Origin of the sequence: Streptomyces sp. NPDC058464, from assembly GCF_042721035.1 — a bacterium.
Lineage (GTDB): Bacteria > Actinomycetota > Actinomycetes > Streptomycetales > Streptomycetaceae > Streptomyces.
This window is the reverse complement of sequence record NZ_JBHXMA010000003.1, coordinates 87,696-104,894: the sequence shown is the minus strand read 5'-3', so window position 1 is coordinate 104,894 and position 17,199 is coordinate 87,696. Positions and strand designations below refer to the sequence as shown.

Genomic DNA, 17,199 nt, shown 5'->3' with positions numbered 1-17,199 from the left:
CGGTTCGAGCGCCTCGTCACCGCACGGGGGTCGCCCGGCGGTGCCGGAGGCTCTTCGAGGCGTAAGGCGGGTTGCCCGGGTCAGTGCCCGTCCGTCTGCCGGCTGTTGACGGCGTCCTCGGCGATGGACTCGTGGTGCCTGATCACCTCGGCGATGATGAAGTTCAGGAACTTCTCGGCGAAGGCGGGGTCGAGCTTGGCGTTCTCGGCGAGGGCGCGCAGCCGGGCGATCTGCCGGGCCTCGCGGGCCGGGTCGGCCGGGGGCAGCCGGTGGACCGCCTTCAGGCGCCCGACCTGCTGCGTGGCCTTGAAGCGTTCGGCGAGCATGTGGACGACGGCCGCGTCGATGTTGTCGATGCTGTCGCGCAGCCGGCCGAGCTCCTCGCGGACGGCGGGGTCGACGTCACCGGTGGCGGTGTTGCTGGTGGTCATGGGCGTCAACCCTAAGGGGGCCGCCTGTCGATCACTAAGGGCCGTCGACGGGTTCGGCCACCGGCGGACCCGGTTCGCCGTCCTCCTGGAGTCCCTCGTTCCAGTCGTCGGGCACCGCGCGGCTCTGCTGGGCCCGGAAGCGCACGGGGGCGGCGCCGACCCGGCGGGTGAACAGGCGCGAGAAGTAGGCCGGATCGTCGTAGCCGACGCGGCGGGCGACGGCGGCGACGGACAGTTCGGTGGTGGCGAGGAGTTCCTGGGCGCGGCCGAGCCGGATGCCGATCAGATAGTCCTTGGGGCTGCACCCGGCGACCCGGCGGACCGCGGTGCGCAGCTCGGCCGGGGTCATGCCGTGCCGGGCCGCGTGGTCGGCGACGGTCATCCCGGTGCAGGCGTCCCGGGCGAGCGCGTGCAGCACCGGGTCGCCGTCGGGAGCGAGGTCGGCACGCGCGCGACGCAGGGCGACGAGGAGCTCGTGCACGGCGGCGCCGGTCTCGACCTCCAGGAGGGGGTTGCCGTGGCGGGCGGCCCGGGCGATGCGGGCGATGACGTCCCGGGGGCCGGAGGCGTCCGCGAGCGGCACCACGGGCCGCTCGGGCTCGATGTAGCCGAGTTCCGTGTAGGTCACGGTGTCGGGGCCGGTGAAGGTCACGAAGGCCTCGTCCCAGCCGCTGTCCGGATCGGGTCCGTAGTGGTGCGGGACGCCGGGCGTGAGCCACACCAGCGCGGGGGCCGTGACGGTGGTGCGGCGCCCGTCGGGCGTTCGGTACCAGCCCCGGCCCGAGCTGATCACCACGGCGACGTGCCCGTCGAGCACGCGCGGGCCGACGGCGGGCACCGCGCCGTACTGGAGGCCGACACCGAGACAGACCAGGCCGAGGCGGTGGTGGACGGCGCCAGGTGTGAAGAACCGCATCCAGGTGCGGAAGATCGGCGCTCCTCCGGGCACTGCGCGCCCCTTCCGTGCGTCTCTTCCGTCCAAGTGCTGCCGATCTTTGTCCATGGTGTCGGCGCACGCCAGCAGGCCAAGGTGAGCGTATGAGCGACTTCACGGTGGGCGAAACGGATTTCCTGCTGGACGGGCGGCCGGTGCGGCTGCTGTCCGGCGCGCTGCACTACTTCCGGGTGCACGAGGACCAGTGGGGCCACAGGCTGGCGATGCTGCGCGCCATGGGGCTGAACTGCGTGGAGACGTACGTCCCGTGGAACCTGCACGAGCCGCACCCCGGCGCCTTCCGGGACGTCGGGGCCCTCGGCCGGTTCCTGGACTCGGCCCGGGAGGCCGGCCTGTGGGCGATCGTGCGGCCGGGGCCGTACATCTGCGCGGAGTGGGAGAACGGCGGCCTGCCGCACTGGGTGACGGGCGAGCTGGGCGCGCGGGCACGCACGCGTGACGAGCGTTTCCTCGGGTACGTGGACCGCTGGTTCCGCCGGCTGCTGCCCGAGGTCACCTCCCGGCAGCTGGACCGGGGCGGCCCGGTGATCATGGTCCAGGTCGAGAACGAGTACGGCAGCTACGGCTCCGACGCCGCCTACCTGGACCACCTCACCGGCCTGCTCAGGACCGAGGGTGTCACGGTGCCGCTGGTCACCTCGGACGGTCCCGAGGACCACATGCTCACCGGCGGCTCGGTCCCCGGGCTGCTCGCGACGGTCAACTTCGGCTCGCACGCGCGCGAGGCCTTCGAAACCCTGCGCCGCCACCAGCCGCACGGCCCGCTGATGTGCATGGAGTTCTGGTGCGGCTGGTTCGACCACTGGGGCGGCGAGCACGTCGTCCGGGACGCCGGGGACGCGGCGGCGGCGCTGCGGGAGATCCTGGAGTGCGGGGCGTCGGTCAACGTGTACATGGCACACGGCGGCACCAACTTCGCCGGCTGGGCGGGCGCCAACCGCCCCGGCGGCGAGCTGCACGAGGGCCCGCTCGAGGCGGACGTGACGTCGTACGACTACGACGCGCCGATCGACGAGTACGGCCGTCCCACGGAGAAGTTCTGGCGCTTCCGCGAGGTCCTCGCCGCGTACAACGCCGACCCGCTGCCCGAACCGCCCCCGGCACCCGGCTCGTTGGCCTCGCCGACGGACGTGGAGCCGACCGCCTGGGCACCGCTGTCCACCGTCCTGGAGGCCCTCGGCACCCCCGAACGGGTCCACCCGGTCCCGCCCACCTTCGAGGAGCTGGACATCGCCCGGGGCCTGGTCCGCTACGAGGTGGAGGTACCGGGCCCGCGCCAGCCGTACCCGCTCACCGCGCGGGGCCTGCGCGACCTCGCGGTCGTCTACGTCGACGGCGAGCGGGCCGGGGTCCTCACCGAGGAGGAACCCCAGCTCAAGAAGCCGCTCGCCAGCCCCGCGCGCGTGGAGCTCTGGGTGGAGTCCCTGGGCCGCGTCAACTACGGCCCCCGCTCCGGCGAGCCGAAGGGCATCACCGGGGGCATCCTGCACGAGCGCCAGTTCCTGCACGGGGTACGCGCGCGGGGGCTCGATCTGGACGCGTTCGAGGGAGGCGTGGACGAGGTGCCTTTCGGTCCGCTTCCGGAGGAGGGCGCGACGGGCCTGTACCGGGGCACGGTGACGGTTCACGGGGCCGGCGACGCCCGTCTGGAACTCCCCGGCTGGACCCGCGGCTTCGTCTGGATCAACGGCTTCAACCTGGGCCGGTACTGGTCGACGGGCCCGCAGGAGTCGCTGTACGTCCCCGGCCCGATCCTGCAGGAGGGCGAGAACGAGGTCTGGATCCTGGAGCTCCAGGGCACTGATCAAGGAACGGCACGAATCGCGCCCCTCTAGGGGCGCTGGGGGTACCCCCGGCCGAAGGCTGGGGGAGGAACTGCGCGACAAGCCCCCACGGCCCCGCGGCCGGCGAACAACCTTCAGCCCCCAATTTTTCTCCCATCCCCCGCATACTGTGAAAGACAGCTCCAGCGGCGTCTGTGGGGGGTAAGGGACGTGGCGAACGGCGGCCCGGTGGAACACGGCTACCCGCACCTGGACACCGTGCGGGCCGCCGTCACGGCGTTGTACCGGCGCCTGTCGTACGACACCGTCCAGACCTTCGCCACCAGCGTCCTCCCCGCCGCCGTCGCGTTCTGCGACACCGACGACCTCCACCTCGGCTCGCAGCGCGTCGCCCGCGAGATCGTCCGGCACTTCCACCTCCCCGACGCCCGCATGATCGTCGGCTTCAAGGACATGACGCACGCGGCGAACGTCGAACTGACCGCGGGCCCCGAGTACTTCGTCGAGCTCAACGACCGCTTCCGCACCCACCGCAGGGACATCGGCGCGGCCCTCGCCCACGAGGTGATGCACGTGTACCTGCACCGCCTGGACCTCTCCTTCCCGAGCATCCGGGAGAACGAGATCCTGACGGACACGGCGACCACCTACCTGGGGGCCGGCTGGCTGCTCCTGGACGCCTACCGGGAGCACGGCGAGGCGTCCCAGAAGCTCGGCTACCTCACCCCGGAGGAGTTCGGCTACGTGCTGGCCAAGCGCTCCCTCGTCTTCCACGAGGACCCCTCGGTGTGGTTCACCAGCCCGCAGGCCTACACGGCGTACCAGAAGGGCATGGCCCGGGCCCGCCAGGACGAGGAGCAGCCACCGCTCAGCGCGGCCGGCTGGGCGGGCCGCCGCCGCTACGCCCGCGACCGCCGCCACGCCCCCACCGCGCCGCGCCCGCAGCCCGGCGCCCCCTACGCCTTCACCCCCGACGGCGGCGGCCGGCTGCGGGTCTCGTTCCCGTGCCCGACCTGCCACCAGCGGATCAGGGTGCCCGTGCGGGGCCGGGTCCGGGCCCGGTGCTCCCTGTGCCGGACGGTACTGGAGTGCGACACCTAGGCCCCGGCCCCTGCCCCCTGGCCTGGCCCCTGCACTGCCCTGCCCTGCCCCTGCCCCTGCCCTCGGCCTCACGCCCCGTACACCGCCCCCGGCGCCGCCGCCTCGGCCAGCAGTTTCAGTGCCGTCTCCCCCGCCTCCGCCGGGGTCCACCGGGCGCCCTTGTCGGCGGTCGGACCGGGCCGCCACCCCTCCATGACGGCGATCCTGCCGCCCTCCGTCTCGAACACCCGCCCGGTGACGCCGGCGCTCGCGGCGGAGCCGAGCCAGACGACGAGCGGGGAGACGTTCTCGGGGGCCATGGCGTCGAACCCGGCGTCGGGAACGGCCATGGTCTCGGCGAAGGCGCGCTCGGTCATCCGGGTGCGGGCGGCCGGGGCGATGGCGTTGACCTGGACGCCGTAGCGGGCGAGTTCGGCCGCCGCGACCAGGGTGAGACCGATGATGCCGGCCTTGGCCGCGCTGTAGTTGCCCTGCCCGACCGAGCCCAGCAGGCCCGCGCCGCTGCTGGTGTTGACGATGCGGGCGACCGGGGTGCGACCCGCCTTGGTCTCGGCCCGCCAGTGCGCGGCCGCGTGCCGCAGCGGCAGGAAGTGGCCCTTGAGATGGACCCGCATGACCGCGTCCCAGTCGTCCTCGGCGAGGTTGACCAGCATGCGGTCGCGCAGGAATCCGGCGTTGTTGACGAGGGTGTCCAGGCGGCCGTACGCGTCCAGGGCCGCCGCCACCAGGGACTCGGCACCGGCGTCCGTCGCGATGTCGCCGCCGTGCGCCACCGCCTCGCCGCCGGCCGACCGGATCTCGGCCACGACGGCCTGGGCGGGACTGGCGGGGCCGTCCGGGCCGCCCGCACCCGGCACGCCGTCGAGGCCGACGCCGAGGTCGTTGACGACGACCCGGGCGCCCTCGGCGGCGAAGGCCAGCGCGTGGGCCCGGCCGAGCCCGCGCCCGGCGCCGGTGACGACCACGACCCGGCCCGCGCAGATTCCGCTCATCTCAGTCCTCCTTGTCGGATGCCTTGTCGGACGGCTTGTCGGACGGGTCCTCGGACGGCTTGTCCGACGGCTTGTCGGACGGCTCGCCTGCAGTCGCCGCGTCCAGGAAGGGCGGCCGCTCCCCGCCCCCGTGCACGAGCAGACTCGCCCCGCTGATGTAGGCGGCCGCGTCGGAGGCGAGGAAGACGGCGGCGGCGCCGACGTCGGACGGGGCGGCGAGGCGGCCGAGCGGGACGGTCCGGGAGACGGCGTCGACGCCTTCCGGGCCGCCGTAGTGGAGATGGGCCAGCTCGGTGCGGACCATGCCGACCACGAGGGTGTTGACGCGCACCTCCGGCGCCCACTCCACCGCCATGGACCGGGCGAGGCTCTCCAGTCCCGCCTTGGCCGCGCCGTAGGCGGCGGAGCCCGGGGAGGGGCGGCCGCCGCTGACGCTGCCGATCATCACCACCGCTCCCCGGGCCCGCCGGAGCTGCTCGTACGCGGCGAGGGAGGCGGTCAGCGGGGTGACGAGGTTCAGCTCGATCACCCGGGCGTGCCGCTCGGGGTCCGCGTCGGCGAGCCGCCGGTAGGGGGTGCCGCCGGCGTTGTTGACGAGCACGTCGAGGCGGGGCAGGGCGTCGAAGAAGGCGCGTACGGCGGGTGGGTCGCGCAGGTCGAGAGGGGTGAACTCGACGCCTTCGAGGTGTTGTTCGGGCGGTCTGCGGGCACAGGCCACGACATGGGCCCCGGCCTCGGCGAAGGCCCGTGCGATCCCGGCGCCCACCCCCCTGGTACCGCCGGTGACGACCACGGTCCTGCCGCTCGGCGAGTTGTCCACAGGGCCTCCCGCTTGTCAGCGCCGACTGCTAGCTTCGAAGCCTCACACCTAACAAATGTTTGGTGGAAAGGTAGCTGAGTGCGAAGGTAGCTGATGCGTCCATGGGTGTCTCCACCTCGTGTCCGGAAAAGGGAATCGCGCTCGTCACGGTCGACCACCCGCCGGTGAACGCACTGCCGGTGCAGGGCTGGTTCGCCCTGGCGGACGCGGTGCGCGCGGCGGGCCGCGACCCCGGGACCCGGTGCGTCGTGCTGACCGCGCGAGGCCGGGGCTTCAACGCGGGCGTGGACATCAAGGAGATACAGGCGGACGGGCACGAGGCGCTGCTCGGCGCCAACCGGGGCTGTGCGGAGGCCTTCGCGGCGGTGTACGAGTGCGAGACCCCGGTGGTGGCCGCGGTGCACGGTTTCTGTCTGGGCGGCGGGATAGGCCTGGTGGGCAACGCGGACGCGATCGTGGCGAGCGAGGACGCCGTCTTCGGGCTGCCGGAGCTGGACCGGGGCGCCCTGGGCGCGGCCACCCATCTGGCCCGTCTGGTCCCACCGCATCTGATGCGGACGCTGTACTACACCTCGCGCACGGCGACCGCCGCCGAGCTGCACGCGCACGGCTCGGTGTGGCGGGTCGTGCCCCGCGAGGAGCTCGGCTCCGCGGCACTGGAGCTGGCGCGGGAGATAGCCGCCAAGGACGGCCGGCTGCTGCGCCTCGCCAAGGCCGCCATCAACGGCATCGACCCCGTCGACGTGCGGCGGAGCTACCGCCTCGAACAGGGCTTCACCTTCGAGGCCGCCCTCAGCGGGGTGGCCGACCAGGTCCGTGACACCTTCGGGAAGGAGGGCGCCGGCAGTGACTGACAAGACGATGACCGCCGACGAGGCCGTCTCCCGGCTGACCAGCGGCATGACCCTCGGCATCGGCGGCTGGGGTTCCCGGCGCAAGCCGATGTCCCTGGTCAGAGCAGTGCTCCGGAGCGGTATCGACGATCTCACCCTGGTCTCGTACGGCGGTCCGGACGTCGGGATGCTGGTCGCGGCCGGCCGGGTGCGCAAGCTGGTGACGGCCTTCGTCACCCTCGACTCCGTCCCGCTCGAACCGAACTACCGCGCGGCACGCGAACGCGGGGCGTTCGAGCTCATGGAGGTCGACGAGGGCATGTTCATGTGGGGCCTGCACGCGGCCGCGAACCGGCTGCCCTTCCTGCCGGTGCGCGCGGGGCTCGGCTCGGACGTCATGCGGGTCGACCCCGGCCTTCGGACGGTCACTTCGCCGTACGACGACGGGGAGACGTTCGTGGCGATGCCCGCCCTGCGCCTGGACGCGGCGCTGGTGCACGTCAACCGCGCCGACCGGCTGGGCAACGGGCAGTACCTGGGCCCGGACCCGTACTTCGACGACCTGTTCTGCGAGGCGGCCGACGCGGCCTACGTCTCCTGCGAACGGATCGTGGACACGGCCGAGCTGACGAAGGAGGCGGCCCCGCAGTCGCTGCTCGTCAAACGGCTGAACGTGACAGGGGTGGTGGAGGCGCCGGGCGGCGCGCACTTCACGTCCTGCGCCCCCGACTACGGGCGGGACGAGGCGTTCCAGCGGCTGTACGCGACGACGCCGTGGGCGGAGTTCTCCGGGCGGTTCCTGGCCGGGGACGAGCAGGCGTACCGGTCGGCGGTACGGAACTGGCAGGAGGGGCAGGGGTGACGGACACACCGCGCGGGGACGTACTGCCCAGGGACATACTGCGCTCCGAGTACTGCGTGGTCGCCTGCGCCGAGGCCTGGCGCGGCTCCGGCGAGATCCTGGCGAGCCCGATGGGCCTGATCCCCTCCCTGGGCGCGCGCCTGGCCCGGCTGACCTTCGCACCGGACCTGCTGCTCACCGACGGGGAGGCCCTGCTGGTCCGCCCGGACGGGACGCCCGAGGGCTGGCTGCCCTACCGGCAGCACCTCGCCCTGGTGGCCGGCGGGCGGCGGCACGTGATGATGGGCGCGAGCCAGCTCGACCGCTACGGCAACCAGAACATCTCCTGCATCGGCGACTGGTCCCGGCCCCGCCGCCAGCTGCTGGGGGTGCGCGGAGCGCCCCTCAACACCCTGAACAACCCGACGAGTTACTGGGTCCCGAAGCACTCCCGGCGGGTGTTCGTGGCGAAGGTCGACATGGTGTGCGGGGTGGGGTACGACCGGGTGGCCCGGCACCCGGGCACGGAACGCTTCCACCGCATCCCCCGGGTCGTCACCGACCTCGGTGTCCTCGACTTCGAGACCCCCGACCGCTCGATGCGGCTGGCCGCACTGCATCCGGGGGTGAGCGTCGACCAGGTGCGGGAGGCGACGGACTTCGAGCTCGCCGTCCCGGAGGAGGTGCCGTACACCCGCGAACCGAGCGCGGTGGAGCTGCGGCTGATCCGCGAGGTGCTCGATCCGGCCGGCGCGCGGACGAAGGAGGTCGCCGGCTGATGGACACCGCACTGACCCGGCTGGTCGGGGTCCGGCATCCGATCGTGCAGACGGGGATGGGCTGGGTGGCGGGCCCCCGCCTGGTCTCGGCCACGGCCAACGCGGGAGCCCTCGGCATCCTGGCGTCCGCGACCATGACCCTGGACCGGCTGCGGGCCGCGATAGCCGAGGTGCGGTGCCGTACGGACGCCCCCTTCGGGGTGAACCTGCGGGCGGACGCGGCCGACGCCGGCGACCGGGTCCGGCTGATCATCGAGGGAGGTGTGCGGGTGGCGTCCTTCGCGCTCGCCCCCTCCCCCGAGCTGATCGCCGAGCTCAAGGAGGCAGGAGTGGTGGTGATCCCGTCCGTGGGGGCGCGGCGGCACGCCGAGAAGGTGGCGGCGTGGGGCGCGGACGCGGTGATCGTGCAGGGCGGCGAGGGCGGCGGGCACACCGGCGAGGTGGCGACCAGCGTGCTGCTGCCGCAGGTGGTGGACGCGGTGCGGATACCGGTGGTGGCCGCCGGGGGGTTCTTCGACGGCCGGGGGCTGGTGGCGGCGCTGGCGTACGGGGCGGCGGGAGTGGCGATGGGCACGCGGTTCCTGCTCACCTCGGACTCGACGGTGCCGGACGCGGTGAAGGCGAGGTACCTGGCGGCGTCGGTCAGGGACGTCACGGTGACCAGGGCGGTGGACGGTCTGCCGCACCGGATGCTGCGGACCGACCTGGTGGCCGCGCTGGAGCACTCGGGCCGGGCCCGGAGTCTGCTGCACGCGATCCGGCGTGCGGCGGGGTTCCGGAAGCTGTCCGGGCTCACCTGGCGGCAGCTGGTCCGGGACGGCCTGGCCCTGCGGCACGGGAAGGAGCTGTCCTGGAGTCAGGTCCTGCTGGCCGCGAACACGCCGATGCTGCTCAGGTCGGCGATGGTGGACGGCCGTACGGACCTGGGGGTGATGGCGTCCGGGCAGGTCGCCGGGGTGATCGACGACCTGCCGTCGTGCGCCGAACTGGTGAACCGGATCATGGCGGAGGCGGAGGAGACACGGGACCGGCTCATGGCCCTGAAGTGAGGGCTCACAGCCGTTCGAAGTGAGGCCTCACACCCGCTCGATGATCGTCACGTTCGCCTGTCCCCCGCCCTCGCACATCGACACCGTCCCCAACGGCCCCCTCGCACTGCTCGGCCCCAGGGGGCCTCCCAGGCTTCGGCGGCCTGCGCCGGACTCCGTCCGCCGAAGTGGTGGCGGGCCATGTCCCATCCGCTCCGCTCACAACCGTTCGATGATCGTCACGTTCGCCTGTCCCCCGCCCTCGCACATCGTCTGGAGGCCGTACCGGCCGCCGGTGCGTTCCAGTTCGTGCAGGAGGGTCGTCATCAGCTTGACGCCGGTCGCGCCGAGCGGGTGGCCGAGGGCTATCGCGCCGCCGTTGACGTTGACCTTGGCGGGGTCGGCGCCGGTCTCCTTGAGCCAGGCGAGGACGACCGGGGCGAAGGCCTCGTTGATCTCGACCAGGTCGACGGCGTCGATGGTGAGGCCGGTCTTCTTCAGGGCGTGGGCGGTGGCCGGGATCGGGGCGGAGAGCATCCGGACGGGGTCCTCGCCGCGGACGGAGAGGTGGTGGACGCGGGCGCGGGGGCGCAGCCCGTGTTCGCGGACCGCCCGTTCGGAGGCGAGGAGCATGGCGGCGGCGCCGTCGGAGACCTGGGAGGAGCAGGCGGCGGTGATGGTGCCGCCGTCGAGGACCGGCTTGAGGGCGGCCATCTTCTCCAGGGAGGTGTCCCGGCGCGGCCCCTCGTCCACCGCGACCGGGCCGTAGGCGACCGTCTCCCGCTCGAAGCGGCCCTCGTCGATTGCGCTGAGGGCCCGCCGGTGGGAGCGCAGGGCGAACTCCTCCTGGTCCTGGCGGCTGATGCCCCACTTGGCGGCGATCATCTCGGCGCCGGCGAACTGGTTGACGGGCCGGGTGCCGTACCGGGCCCGCCAGCCGGTGCTGCCCAGGAAGGGGCCCTCGGTCAGGCCGAGCGGCTCGGCGGCCTGGCGGGAGGCGAAGGCGATGGGGATCTGGGACATGTTCTGGACGCCCCCGGCGACCACCAGGTCCTGGGTGCCGGAGAGGACGGCCTGGGCGGCGAAGTGCACGGCCTGCTGCGAGGAGCCGCACTGGCGGTCGACGGTGACGCCCGGCACCTCCTCGGGCAGCCCGGCGGCCAGCCAGCAGGTCCGGGCGATGTCACCCGCCTGCGGCCCCACCGCGTCGAGGCAGCCGAAGACGACGTCCTCGACGGCGGCCGGGTCCACGCCCGACCGCTGTATCAGGGCGGTCAGCACATGGGCGCCCAGGTCGGCCGGGTGGACCCCGCTCAGACCGCCCTTGCGCCGCCCGACCGGCGTGCGCACCGCTTCGACGATGTAGGCCTCGGCCATGTCAGCAACTCCCTCGGCAGAAAGGGGCTTTCAACGAATGGGTGAGCTACTCGCGGACGGCGATCCCGTCCAGCACCATCGACAGGTACTGCCGGGCGATCTCCTCCGGGCTGTGCTGCCCGCCGGGCCGGTACCAGGAGGCGGCGACCCACACCGTGTCCCGCACGAACCGGTAGGTGAGGCGGACGTCGAGGTCGGCGCGGAAGACGCGCGCGGCGACCCCGCGCTCCAGCGTGGACAGCCACGCCTTCTCGAACCTGCGCTGCGACTCGGCGAGGAAGCCGAACCGCTCCTGCGCGACCAGCTGCTTGCTCTCCTTCTGGTAGATGGCGACGGCGGCGCGGTGCCGGTCGATCTCCCGGAAGGACTCGGTGACCAGGGCTTCGAGGGTCTCGCGGGGACCGAGTCCGGCGTCCAGGACGGTGTCGTAGCCGTCCCAGAGCTCGTCGAGGAAGGTCCGCAGGATCTCCTCCAGCATCGACTCCTTGGAGTCGAAGTGGTAGTAGAGGCTGCCCGCGAGCATGCCCGCGTGGTCCGCGATCTTGCGCACGGTGGTGGCGTTGTAGCCCTGTTCGGCGAAGACCTCGGCGGCGGTTTCGAGGAGTTCGCGCCGCCGGGCGGGCGCGGCGGTCACCTGGGGCTTCTTCTTGGTCGGCACGGGCACATTCTCGTCCTACGGATGCTGGCTGCTGACGGAGAGGACCTCTCCGGTGAGGTAGGAGGAGTAGCCGGACGCCAGGAAGACGATGGCGTTGGCCACCTCCCACGGCTCGGCGTACCGCCCGAAGGCCTCGCGGGCGGTGAGTTCTTCCAGCAGTTCGGCCGACGTCACCTTCACCAGGTGCGGGTGCATGGCGAGGCTCGGTGCCACCGCGTTGACCCGCACCCCGTACTCGGCGGCCTCGATCGCCGCGCACCGGGTCAGGGCCATCACCCCGGCCTTGGCGGCGGCGTAGTGGGCCTGTCCGGCCTGGGCGCGCCAGCCGACGACGGAGGAGTTGTTGACGATCACCCCGCCGTGTCCGCCCTCGCGGAAGAGCCGCAGGGCGGCGCGCACGCACCGGAAGGTGCCGTTGAGGGTGACGTCGAGGACCCGCGACCACTGTTCGTCGCCCATGTCGACGAGCGCCGAGGTCCCGCCGAGACCGGCGTTGTTGACGACGATGTCCAGCCGTCCGTGGGCCCGCACGGCGGTGTCGAAGAGCCCCTGCACCTGGGCCTCGTCGGTGACGTCGCACGGGAACGCGGTCACGGCGCCCGGATGTTCGCCGGCGAGGTCGGCCTCGTACTCCTTCAGCCGCCGCGCGTGCGCGTCGCTGATCAGCACGCGGGCGCCCTCCTCCAGGAAGCGGCGCGCGGTCGCCCCGCCGATCCCCGCCCCGGCCGCGGCCGTGATGACCGCGGTGCGGCCCGCGAGCAGCCCGTGCCCGGGGACGTACTCCGGGCTCTCGACGCCTGTCATGGGCCCACGCTAACCTACCAAACACTTGTTAGGGAAGGACGGTGACGGCGACCGTGGACCTGACCCACAGCCCGGCGGACGAGGAGTTCCGCGCCGAGGCCCGCGCCTGGCTCCGGGAGCATGTGCCACCCCGCCCGCTCCCCTCCCTGGAGACGGCGGAGGGCTTCGCGGCGCACCGCGCCTGGGAGGCCGAACTGGCCGCGGACCGCTGGTCGGTGGTGTCCTGGCCCGAGGAGTACGGGGGCCGGGCCGCGGGGCTGCTGCGATGGCTGGTCTTTGAGGAGGAGTACTGGGCGGCGGGCGCGCCGGGCCGGGTCGGCCAGAACGGCGTCTCGCTGCTCGCGCCGACCCTGTTCGAGCACGGGACGCCGGAGCAGCGGGCGCGGGTGCTGCCGCCGATGGCCACCGGGGAGGTGGTCTGGGCGCAGGCATGGTCCGAGCCCGGGGCCGGTTCCGACCTGGCCGCCCTCACCTCCAGGGCCGTGCGGACGGCCGGCGGCTGGCTGCTGACCGGCCAGAAGACCTGGTCGTCCCGGGCGGCCTTCGCCGACCGCGCGTTCGGCCTCTTCCGCAGCGAGCCGCACCTACCCAAGCCGCATCAGGGGCTCACCTACCTGATGTTCGACCTGCGCGCGCCGGGGGTGACCGTGCGCCCGATCGGCCGTCTCGACGGGAAGCCGGCGTTCGCGGAGCTGTTCCTGGACGAGGTGTTCGTACCCGACGAGGACGTGATCGGCGAGCCGGGCCAGGGATGGCGGATCGCGATGTCCACGGCGGGCAACGAACGAGGGCTGACCCTGCGCTCACCAGGGCGGTTCCTGGCCGCCGCCGACCGGTTGCGGGACCTCTGGCAGGCACGGGGCGAACCGGAGTCCGCCGCGGCCGGGGTGGCCGACGCGGTCGTCGGCGCCCGCGCGTACCAGCTGTTCACCTACGCGGCCGCGGCCCGCTTCCTGGACGGCGAGTCGCTCGGCCCCGAGTCCAGCCTGAACAAGGTGTTCTGGTCGGAGCTGGACCTGGCGCTGCACGAGACGGCGCTCGATCTGCTGGGCGCCGAGGGCGAACTGGCGGACACGCCGTGGTCGGAGGGCTACGTCTTCTCCCTCGCCGGTCCGGTCTACGCGGGCACCAACGAGATCCAGCGCGACATCATCGCCGAGCGGCTGCTCGGCCTCCCGAAGGGACGCCGCTGACATGCGTTTCCTCCTCGACACCGAGCAGCGGGACTTCGCCGACGCCCTGCGGGGGCTGCTGACGGCAGCGGACACACCGGCGGTGGTACGGGACTGGAGCCGCGGCGAGCACGCGGCCGGGCGGGCCTTGTGGGGTCGTATCGGCGAGGCCGGGGTGTTCGGGCTTGCGGTGCCGGAGGAGTACGGCGGGATGGGCCGCCGGCCGGTCGAACTCGCCGTGGCGTTCGTCGAGTTGGGGCGGTTCGCGGTGCCGGGGCCGTTGGCGGAGACGGTGGCGGCGGCCGTGCTGCTCGATGACGGCGAGGGCCTCGCCAAGCGGTTCCTGCCGGGGATCGCGTCGGGAGAGACGATGGCGACGGTGACGTTCGAGCAGCACGGGTACGGGTTCGCACTGGACGGGGACGCGGCCGATGTGCGGCTCGCGACCACACCGGAGGGCCTGCGGCTGTCCCCCGGCGCCGGGGCGGTACGCCGGTCCCTGGACCCCGCCCGCCGGCTCGCACCGCTCGTTCCCGTCGGTGAGCTGATCAGCACGGAGCCGCCGTGGGCCGAGGCGCTGACCTGGGCCCGGCTGGCCACGGCCGCGCAGGCGCTGGGGGTGGGGCTGGCCCTGCTCGACAGAACGGTGGCGTACGTGAAGCAGCGGACTCAGTTCGGCGTGCCCGTCGGGTCGTTCCAGGCGGTCCGGCATCGGCTGGCCGACGTGAAGATCGCGCTGGAGTTCGCGCGGCCGCTGGTGTTCGGGGCCGCGGTGACGATGACTCCGTCGGATGTGGCCGCGGCGAAGCTGAGCGCATGCGAGGCGGCGTACGCCGGGGCGCGGGCCGCGCTGCAGTTGCATGGGGCGATCGGCTATACGGCGGAGTACGACCTGTCGCTCTGGCTGACCAAGGCGCGTGCGCTGCGGGGTGCTTGGGGGGCGCCAAAGGAGTGCAGAAGGGTGGTTCTGGAGCGTCGTTAGCCGCGGGTTGTGTGTGGCTGGTCGCGCCCACGCGGCGGCAGCCGCATATCGAAAACAGCCCCGCGCCCCCAAAAGAAGCCCTCGCGGGGTCTAGTGGTGATCCCCGCTCGTGAGCTCCCGGTACTCCTCCTTCGTCGGCTTCGGGATGTGGGTGTCGGGGCCGAACATCCCCTTCGCCAGGCTCGCCCGTACCCGCTGGGCGACGGTGACCTTGCGCCGTACGCCGTTCGCGTCCTCCAGCGGGCCTATCTCGTAGGGCGGGTTCTGTTCGTGCTGGGTCAGGACGAACAGGCTTCCCTGGCCGAGGGGTTCGTGGACCTCGATGTACTCGCCGTGCGGAAGCAGCTTGATGAGGCCGGTCTCCCTGCCGTGCAGGACCTTGTCGCGGTCCCGGCGCTGCAGGCCGAGGCAGATCCGTTTGGTGGCGATGAAGGCGAGGACGGGGACGACGAAGACGGAGATCCGGACGAACCAGGTGATGGAGTTGATGGAGAGATGGAGATGGGTGGCCACGACGTCGTTGCCGCCGCCGATCAGCAGCACGAAGTACTCGCTGAGCCAGGCCACGCCGAGGGCGGTGCGGACGGGGACGTTGCGCGGGCGGTCGAGGATGTGGTGCTCGCGTTTGTCACCGGTGATCCACGCCTCGATGAACGGGTAGATCCCGATGGCCAGGAGGAAGAGCGGGAAGGCCGAGAAGGGGATGAGGACGCCCAGCTCCAGGGTGTGGCCCCAGGCGTTGATCTCCCAGCCGGGCATGACGCGGATCAGGCCCTCGGAGAAGCCGAGGTACCAGTCGGGCTGGGCACCGGTGGTCACCAGGTCTGGACGGTAGGGACCGAAGGCCCACACCGGGTTGATGGTGGCGATGCCGCCGATGAGCGCGAGGACGCCGAAGACGAGGAAGAAGAAGCCGCCGGCCTTGGCCATGTAGACCGGCAGGAAGGGCATGCCGACCACGCTCTTCTGGTCGCGTCCGGGCGCCGGGTACTGGGTGTGCTTGTGGTAGAAGACCAGGATCAGGTGGGCGACGACCAGGCCCAGCATGATCCCGGGCAGCAGGAGCACGTGGATCGGGAAGAACCGCGAGATGATGTCGTGGCCCGGGAACTCCCCGCCGAACAGGAACATCGAGAGGTACGACCCGACGATCGGGATCGACAGGATCGCACCGTCGGCGAACCGGACGCCGGTGCCGGAGAGCAGGTCGTCGGGGAGCGAGTAGCCGGTCAGGCCGGTGAGGATGGCGAGGAACAGCAGGAGCCAGCCGAACAGCCAGTTGACCTCGCGGGGCTTGCGGAAGGCGCCGGTGAAGAACACCCGCATCATGTGGACGAGCATGCCGGCCACGAAGACCAGCGCCGCCCAGTGGTGGATCTGCCGGATCAGCAGGCCGCCGCGCACGTCGAAGCTGATGTGCAGCGTCGACTCGTACGCCTTGGTCATGATGATGCCGTTCAACGGCTGGTAGGTGCCGTGGTAGACGACCTCGGCGCCGCTGGGCTCGAAGAACAGGGTGAGGTAGATGCCCGTGAGGATCAGGATGAGGAAGCTGTAGAGGCAGATCTCGCCCAGCATGAAGGACCAGTGGTCCGGGAACACCTTGCGCATGTTCGCCTTGGCCAGGCCGTAGATCCCCAGCCGGCCGTCGGCCCAGTCCGCGAGCTTCTCACCCTTGCCGGGCGGCTCCGCTCGCTGTGCCGAACTCCCCACCCGCGCCTGACCGTTCACCGTTCGTGCCGCGTCGTCCATACGTCGCGTCGCCTCCCCGCCGGATCACCCCTCAGGGTGGCACGCCGGAACGCTACAGCCAACGGGGCCGCGTAAAGTCGGCCGGTTCAGCCGGTGCTCACGATCCCCGCCGCCCGGGCCGCCGCCAGCCACTGCGGGAACTCGCCGACGAGGCGGTCGTACAGCTCGCCGTCCGGCACCGTCCCCGGGTCCGAACCGGCGTGGAAGAAGCCTGCGTTGTCCACCGCCCGCTTGCCCGGCACCGCGAGTTCGTCGAGCTTGCGCAGGAAGTCGAACTGCTTGCTGTGCGGGTCGCCGAAGCCGACGAACTGCCAGAACAGCGGCAGCCTGGCCGCCTTGCACAGGTAGCGTTCCGCGGCGAGCTTGTTGATCGGGCCGCCGTCGGTCTGGAAGACGACCAGGGCGGGCGCGGTGGACCCGCTGTCCAGGTAGTGGTCGATCACCGCGTCCATGGCCAGGTGGTAGCTGGTCTTGCCCATGTGCCCGAGCCCGGCCGCGATCTTCTCGATCCGGCCCGTGTGTTCGGCCAGCTTGATGTCGGTGACCGCGTCGATGTCGGTACTGAAGAAGACGACGGGGACCCGGCCGTCGTCGTCCAGGTGCGCGGAGAGGCCCAGGACCCGGTCCGCGAGGGTCTGCACGCTGCCGTCGGCGTAGTACGGCTTCATCGAGCCGGAGTAGTCGACGACCAGGTAGACGGCGGCACGCAGTCCGTCGAGGCCGTGTTTGGTGAGGGAGATCCCGGCGGAGCGGTACGCGCCGACCAGCGCGGGCGCGGTCTGCTCCACCTTGCTGAGACTGATCGCGGCCATCCCTGCTCCCCCTCGCCCTGGTCCAGGAGGCCGAGATTACTTGATCGCGGAAAGGCGGCGGCGCCTGCCCGGTCGTCC

17 protein-coding genes are annotated in these 17,199 nt (G+C 72.3%); 8 read left to right on the top strand and 9 right to left on the bottom strand.

All coding sequences use genetic code 11. The features are described 5' to 3' along the window. Nucleotides 1-80 precede the first annotated feature (80 nt). Together ACFWPQ_RS05580 and ACFWPQ_RS05575 are read right to left on the bottom strand one after the other, a co-directional pair. Nucleotides 81-431 carry a chorismate mutase gene (locus ACFWPQ_RS05580; protein WP_384030254.1) on the bottom strand — a complete coding sequence of 117 codons (351 nt, stop codon included), beginning with the start codon at nt 429-431 and terminating at the stop codon, nt 81-83. Between the two features lie 34 nt (nt 432-465). Beyond that, nucleotides 466-1,362, bottom strand: coding sequence for a helix-turn-helix domain-containing protein (locus ACFWPQ_RS05575; RefSeq protein ID WP_384030726.1), 897 nt, complete (start codon nt 1,360-1,362; stop codon nt 466-468). Nucleotides 1,363-1,469: 107 nt separating this feature from the next. Here ACFWPQ_RS05575 and ACFWPQ_RS05570 point away from each other — a divergent pair, with 107 nt between their 5' ends. Then, nucleotides 1,470-3,221: a beta-galactosidase family protein gene (locus ACFWPQ_RS05570; RefSeq protein WP_384030252.1), complete on the top strand. Its 1,752-nt coding sequence runs from the start codon at nt 1,470-1,472 to the stop codon at nt 3,219-3,221. Nucleotides 3,222-3,380: 159 nt separating this feature from the next. After that, nucleotides 3,381-4,271 (top strand): hypothetical protein, encoded by an 891-nt coding sequence (locus ACFWPQ_RS05565; protein WP_384030250.1) that lies wholly within the window; start codon nt 3,381-3,383, stop codon nt 4,269-4,271. Nucleotides 4,272-4,339: 68 nt separating this feature from the next. On the opposite strand, the gene ACFWPQ_RS05560 is transcribed toward ACFWPQ_RS05565, so the two are convergent. Both ACFWPQ_RS05560 and ACFWPQ_RS05555 read right to left on the bottom strand, forming a co-directional pair. Then, nucleotides 4,340-5,263, bottom strand: a complete 924-nt coding sequence (locus ACFWPQ_RS05560) for an SDR family oxidoreductase (RefSeq protein WP_384030248.1) — start codon at nt 5,261-5,263, stop codon at nt 4,340-4,342. A 1-nt stretch (nt 5,264) separates the two neighbouring features. Then, the gene (locus tag ACFWPQ_RS05555) at nt 5,265-6,083 is read right to left on the bottom strand and encodes an SDR family oxidoreductase (protein ID WP_384030246.1); all 819 of its coding nucleotides are present in this window, start codon (nt 6,081-6,083) and stop codon (nt 5,265-5,267) included. Nucleotides 6,084-6,184: 101 nt separating this feature from the next. On the opposite strand from ACFWPQ_RS05555, the gene ACFWPQ_RS05550 reads away from it, so the two are divergent. The 4 genes from ACFWPQ_RS05550 to ACFWPQ_RS05535 are packed head-to-tail and all read left to right on the top strand — an operon-like array spanning nt 6,185 to nt 9,585. Continuing rightward, nucleotides 6,185-6,937 carry an enoyl-CoA hydratase family protein gene (locus tag ACFWPQ_RS05550; protein WP_384030244.1) on the top strand — a complete coding sequence of 251 codons (753 nt, stop codon included), beginning with the start codon at nt 6,185-6,187 and terminating at the stop codon, nt 6,935-6,937. After that, entirely contained in the window at nt 6,930-7,778 is an 849-nt protein-coding gene (locus ACFWPQ_RS05545; RefSeq protein ID WP_384030242.1) for a CoA transferase subunit A, read from the top strand. Before ACFWPQ_RS05550 ends, ACFWPQ_RS05545 begins: the two co-directional genes overlap by 8 nt. Further along, nucleotides 7,775-8,536, top strand: a complete 762-nt coding sequence (locus tag ACFWPQ_RS05540) for a CoA-transferase subunit beta (RefSeq protein WP_384030240.1) — start codon at nt 7,775-7,777, stop codon at nt 8,534-8,536. Before ACFWPQ_RS05545 ends, ACFWPQ_RS05540 begins: the two co-directional genes overlap by 4 nt. Then, on the top strand, nt 8,536-9,585 hold the full coding sequence (locus tag ACFWPQ_RS05535) for an NAD(P)H-dependent flavin oxidoreductase (RefSeq protein ID WP_384030238.1): 1,050 nt from the start codon (nt 8,536-8,538) through the stop codon (nt 9,583-9,585). Before ACFWPQ_RS05540 ends, ACFWPQ_RS05535 begins: the two co-directional genes overlap by 1 nt. A gap of 198 nt (nt 9,586-9,783) precedes the next feature. Here ACFWPQ_RS05535 and ACFWPQ_RS05530 read toward each other — a convergent pair whose 3' ends face one another. Genes ACFWPQ_RS05530 through ACFWPQ_RS05520 form a run of 3 tightly spaced genes read right to left on the bottom strand, consistent with a single transcriptional unit; the run spans nt 9,784 to nt 12,403 of the window. After that, entirely contained in the window at nt 9,784-10,941 is a 1,158-nt protein-coding gene (locus tag ACFWPQ_RS05530; RefSeq protein ID WP_384030236.1) for an acetyl-CoA C-acetyltransferase, read from the bottom strand. 46 nt (nt 10,942-10,987) lie between these two features. Further along, on the bottom strand, nt 10,988-11,599 hold the full coding sequence (locus ACFWPQ_RS05525; RefSeq protein ID WP_361283772.1) for a TetR/AcrR family transcriptional regulator: 612 nt from the start codon (nt 11,597-11,599) through the stop codon (nt 10,988-10,990). 15 nt (nt 11,600-11,614) lie between these two features. Continuing rightward, complete coding sequence (locus ACFWPQ_RS05520; protein ID WP_384030233.1) at nt 11,615-12,403, bottom strand: SDR family oxidoreductase; 789 nt, start codon at nt 12,401-12,403, stop codon at nt 11,615-11,617. Nucleotides 12,404-12,456: 53 nt separating this feature from the next. On the opposite strand from ACFWPQ_RS05520, the gene ACFWPQ_RS05515 reads away from it, so the two are divergent. Both ACFWPQ_RS05515 and ACFWPQ_RS05510 read left to right on the top strand, forming a co-directional pair. Further along, nucleotides 12,457-13,596: an acyl-CoA dehydrogenase family protein gene (locus tag ACFWPQ_RS05515; RefSeq protein WP_384030723.1), complete on the top strand. Its 1,140-nt coding sequence runs from the start codon at nt 12,457-12,459 to the stop codon at nt 13,594-13,596. 1 nt (nt 13,597) lies between these two features. Next, a complete protein-coding gene (locus tag ACFWPQ_RS05510) occupies nt 13,598-14,557 on the top strand; it encodes an acyl-CoA dehydrogenase family protein (protein WP_384030231.1) in 960 nt (319 codons plus the stop codon). A gap of 90 nt (nt 14,558-14,647) precedes the next feature. Here ACFWPQ_RS05510 and ACFWPQ_RS05505 read toward each other — a convergent pair whose 3' ends face one another. After that, nucleotides 14,648-16,309 carry a cytochrome bc complex cytochrome b subunit gene (locus ACFWPQ_RS05505; protein WP_384030229.1) on the bottom strand — a complete coding sequence of 554 codons (1,662 nt, stop codon included), beginning with the start codon at nt 16,307-16,309 and terminating at the stop codon, nt 14,648-14,650. Between the two features lie 86 nt (nt 16,310-16,395). Next, complete coding sequence (locus ACFWPQ_RS05500) at nt 16,396-17,121, bottom strand: vWA domain-containing protein (RefSeq protein ID WP_384030227.1); 726 nt, start codon at nt 17,119-17,121, stop codon at nt 16,396-16,398. Nucleotides 17,122-17,199: the final 78 nt, after the last annotated feature.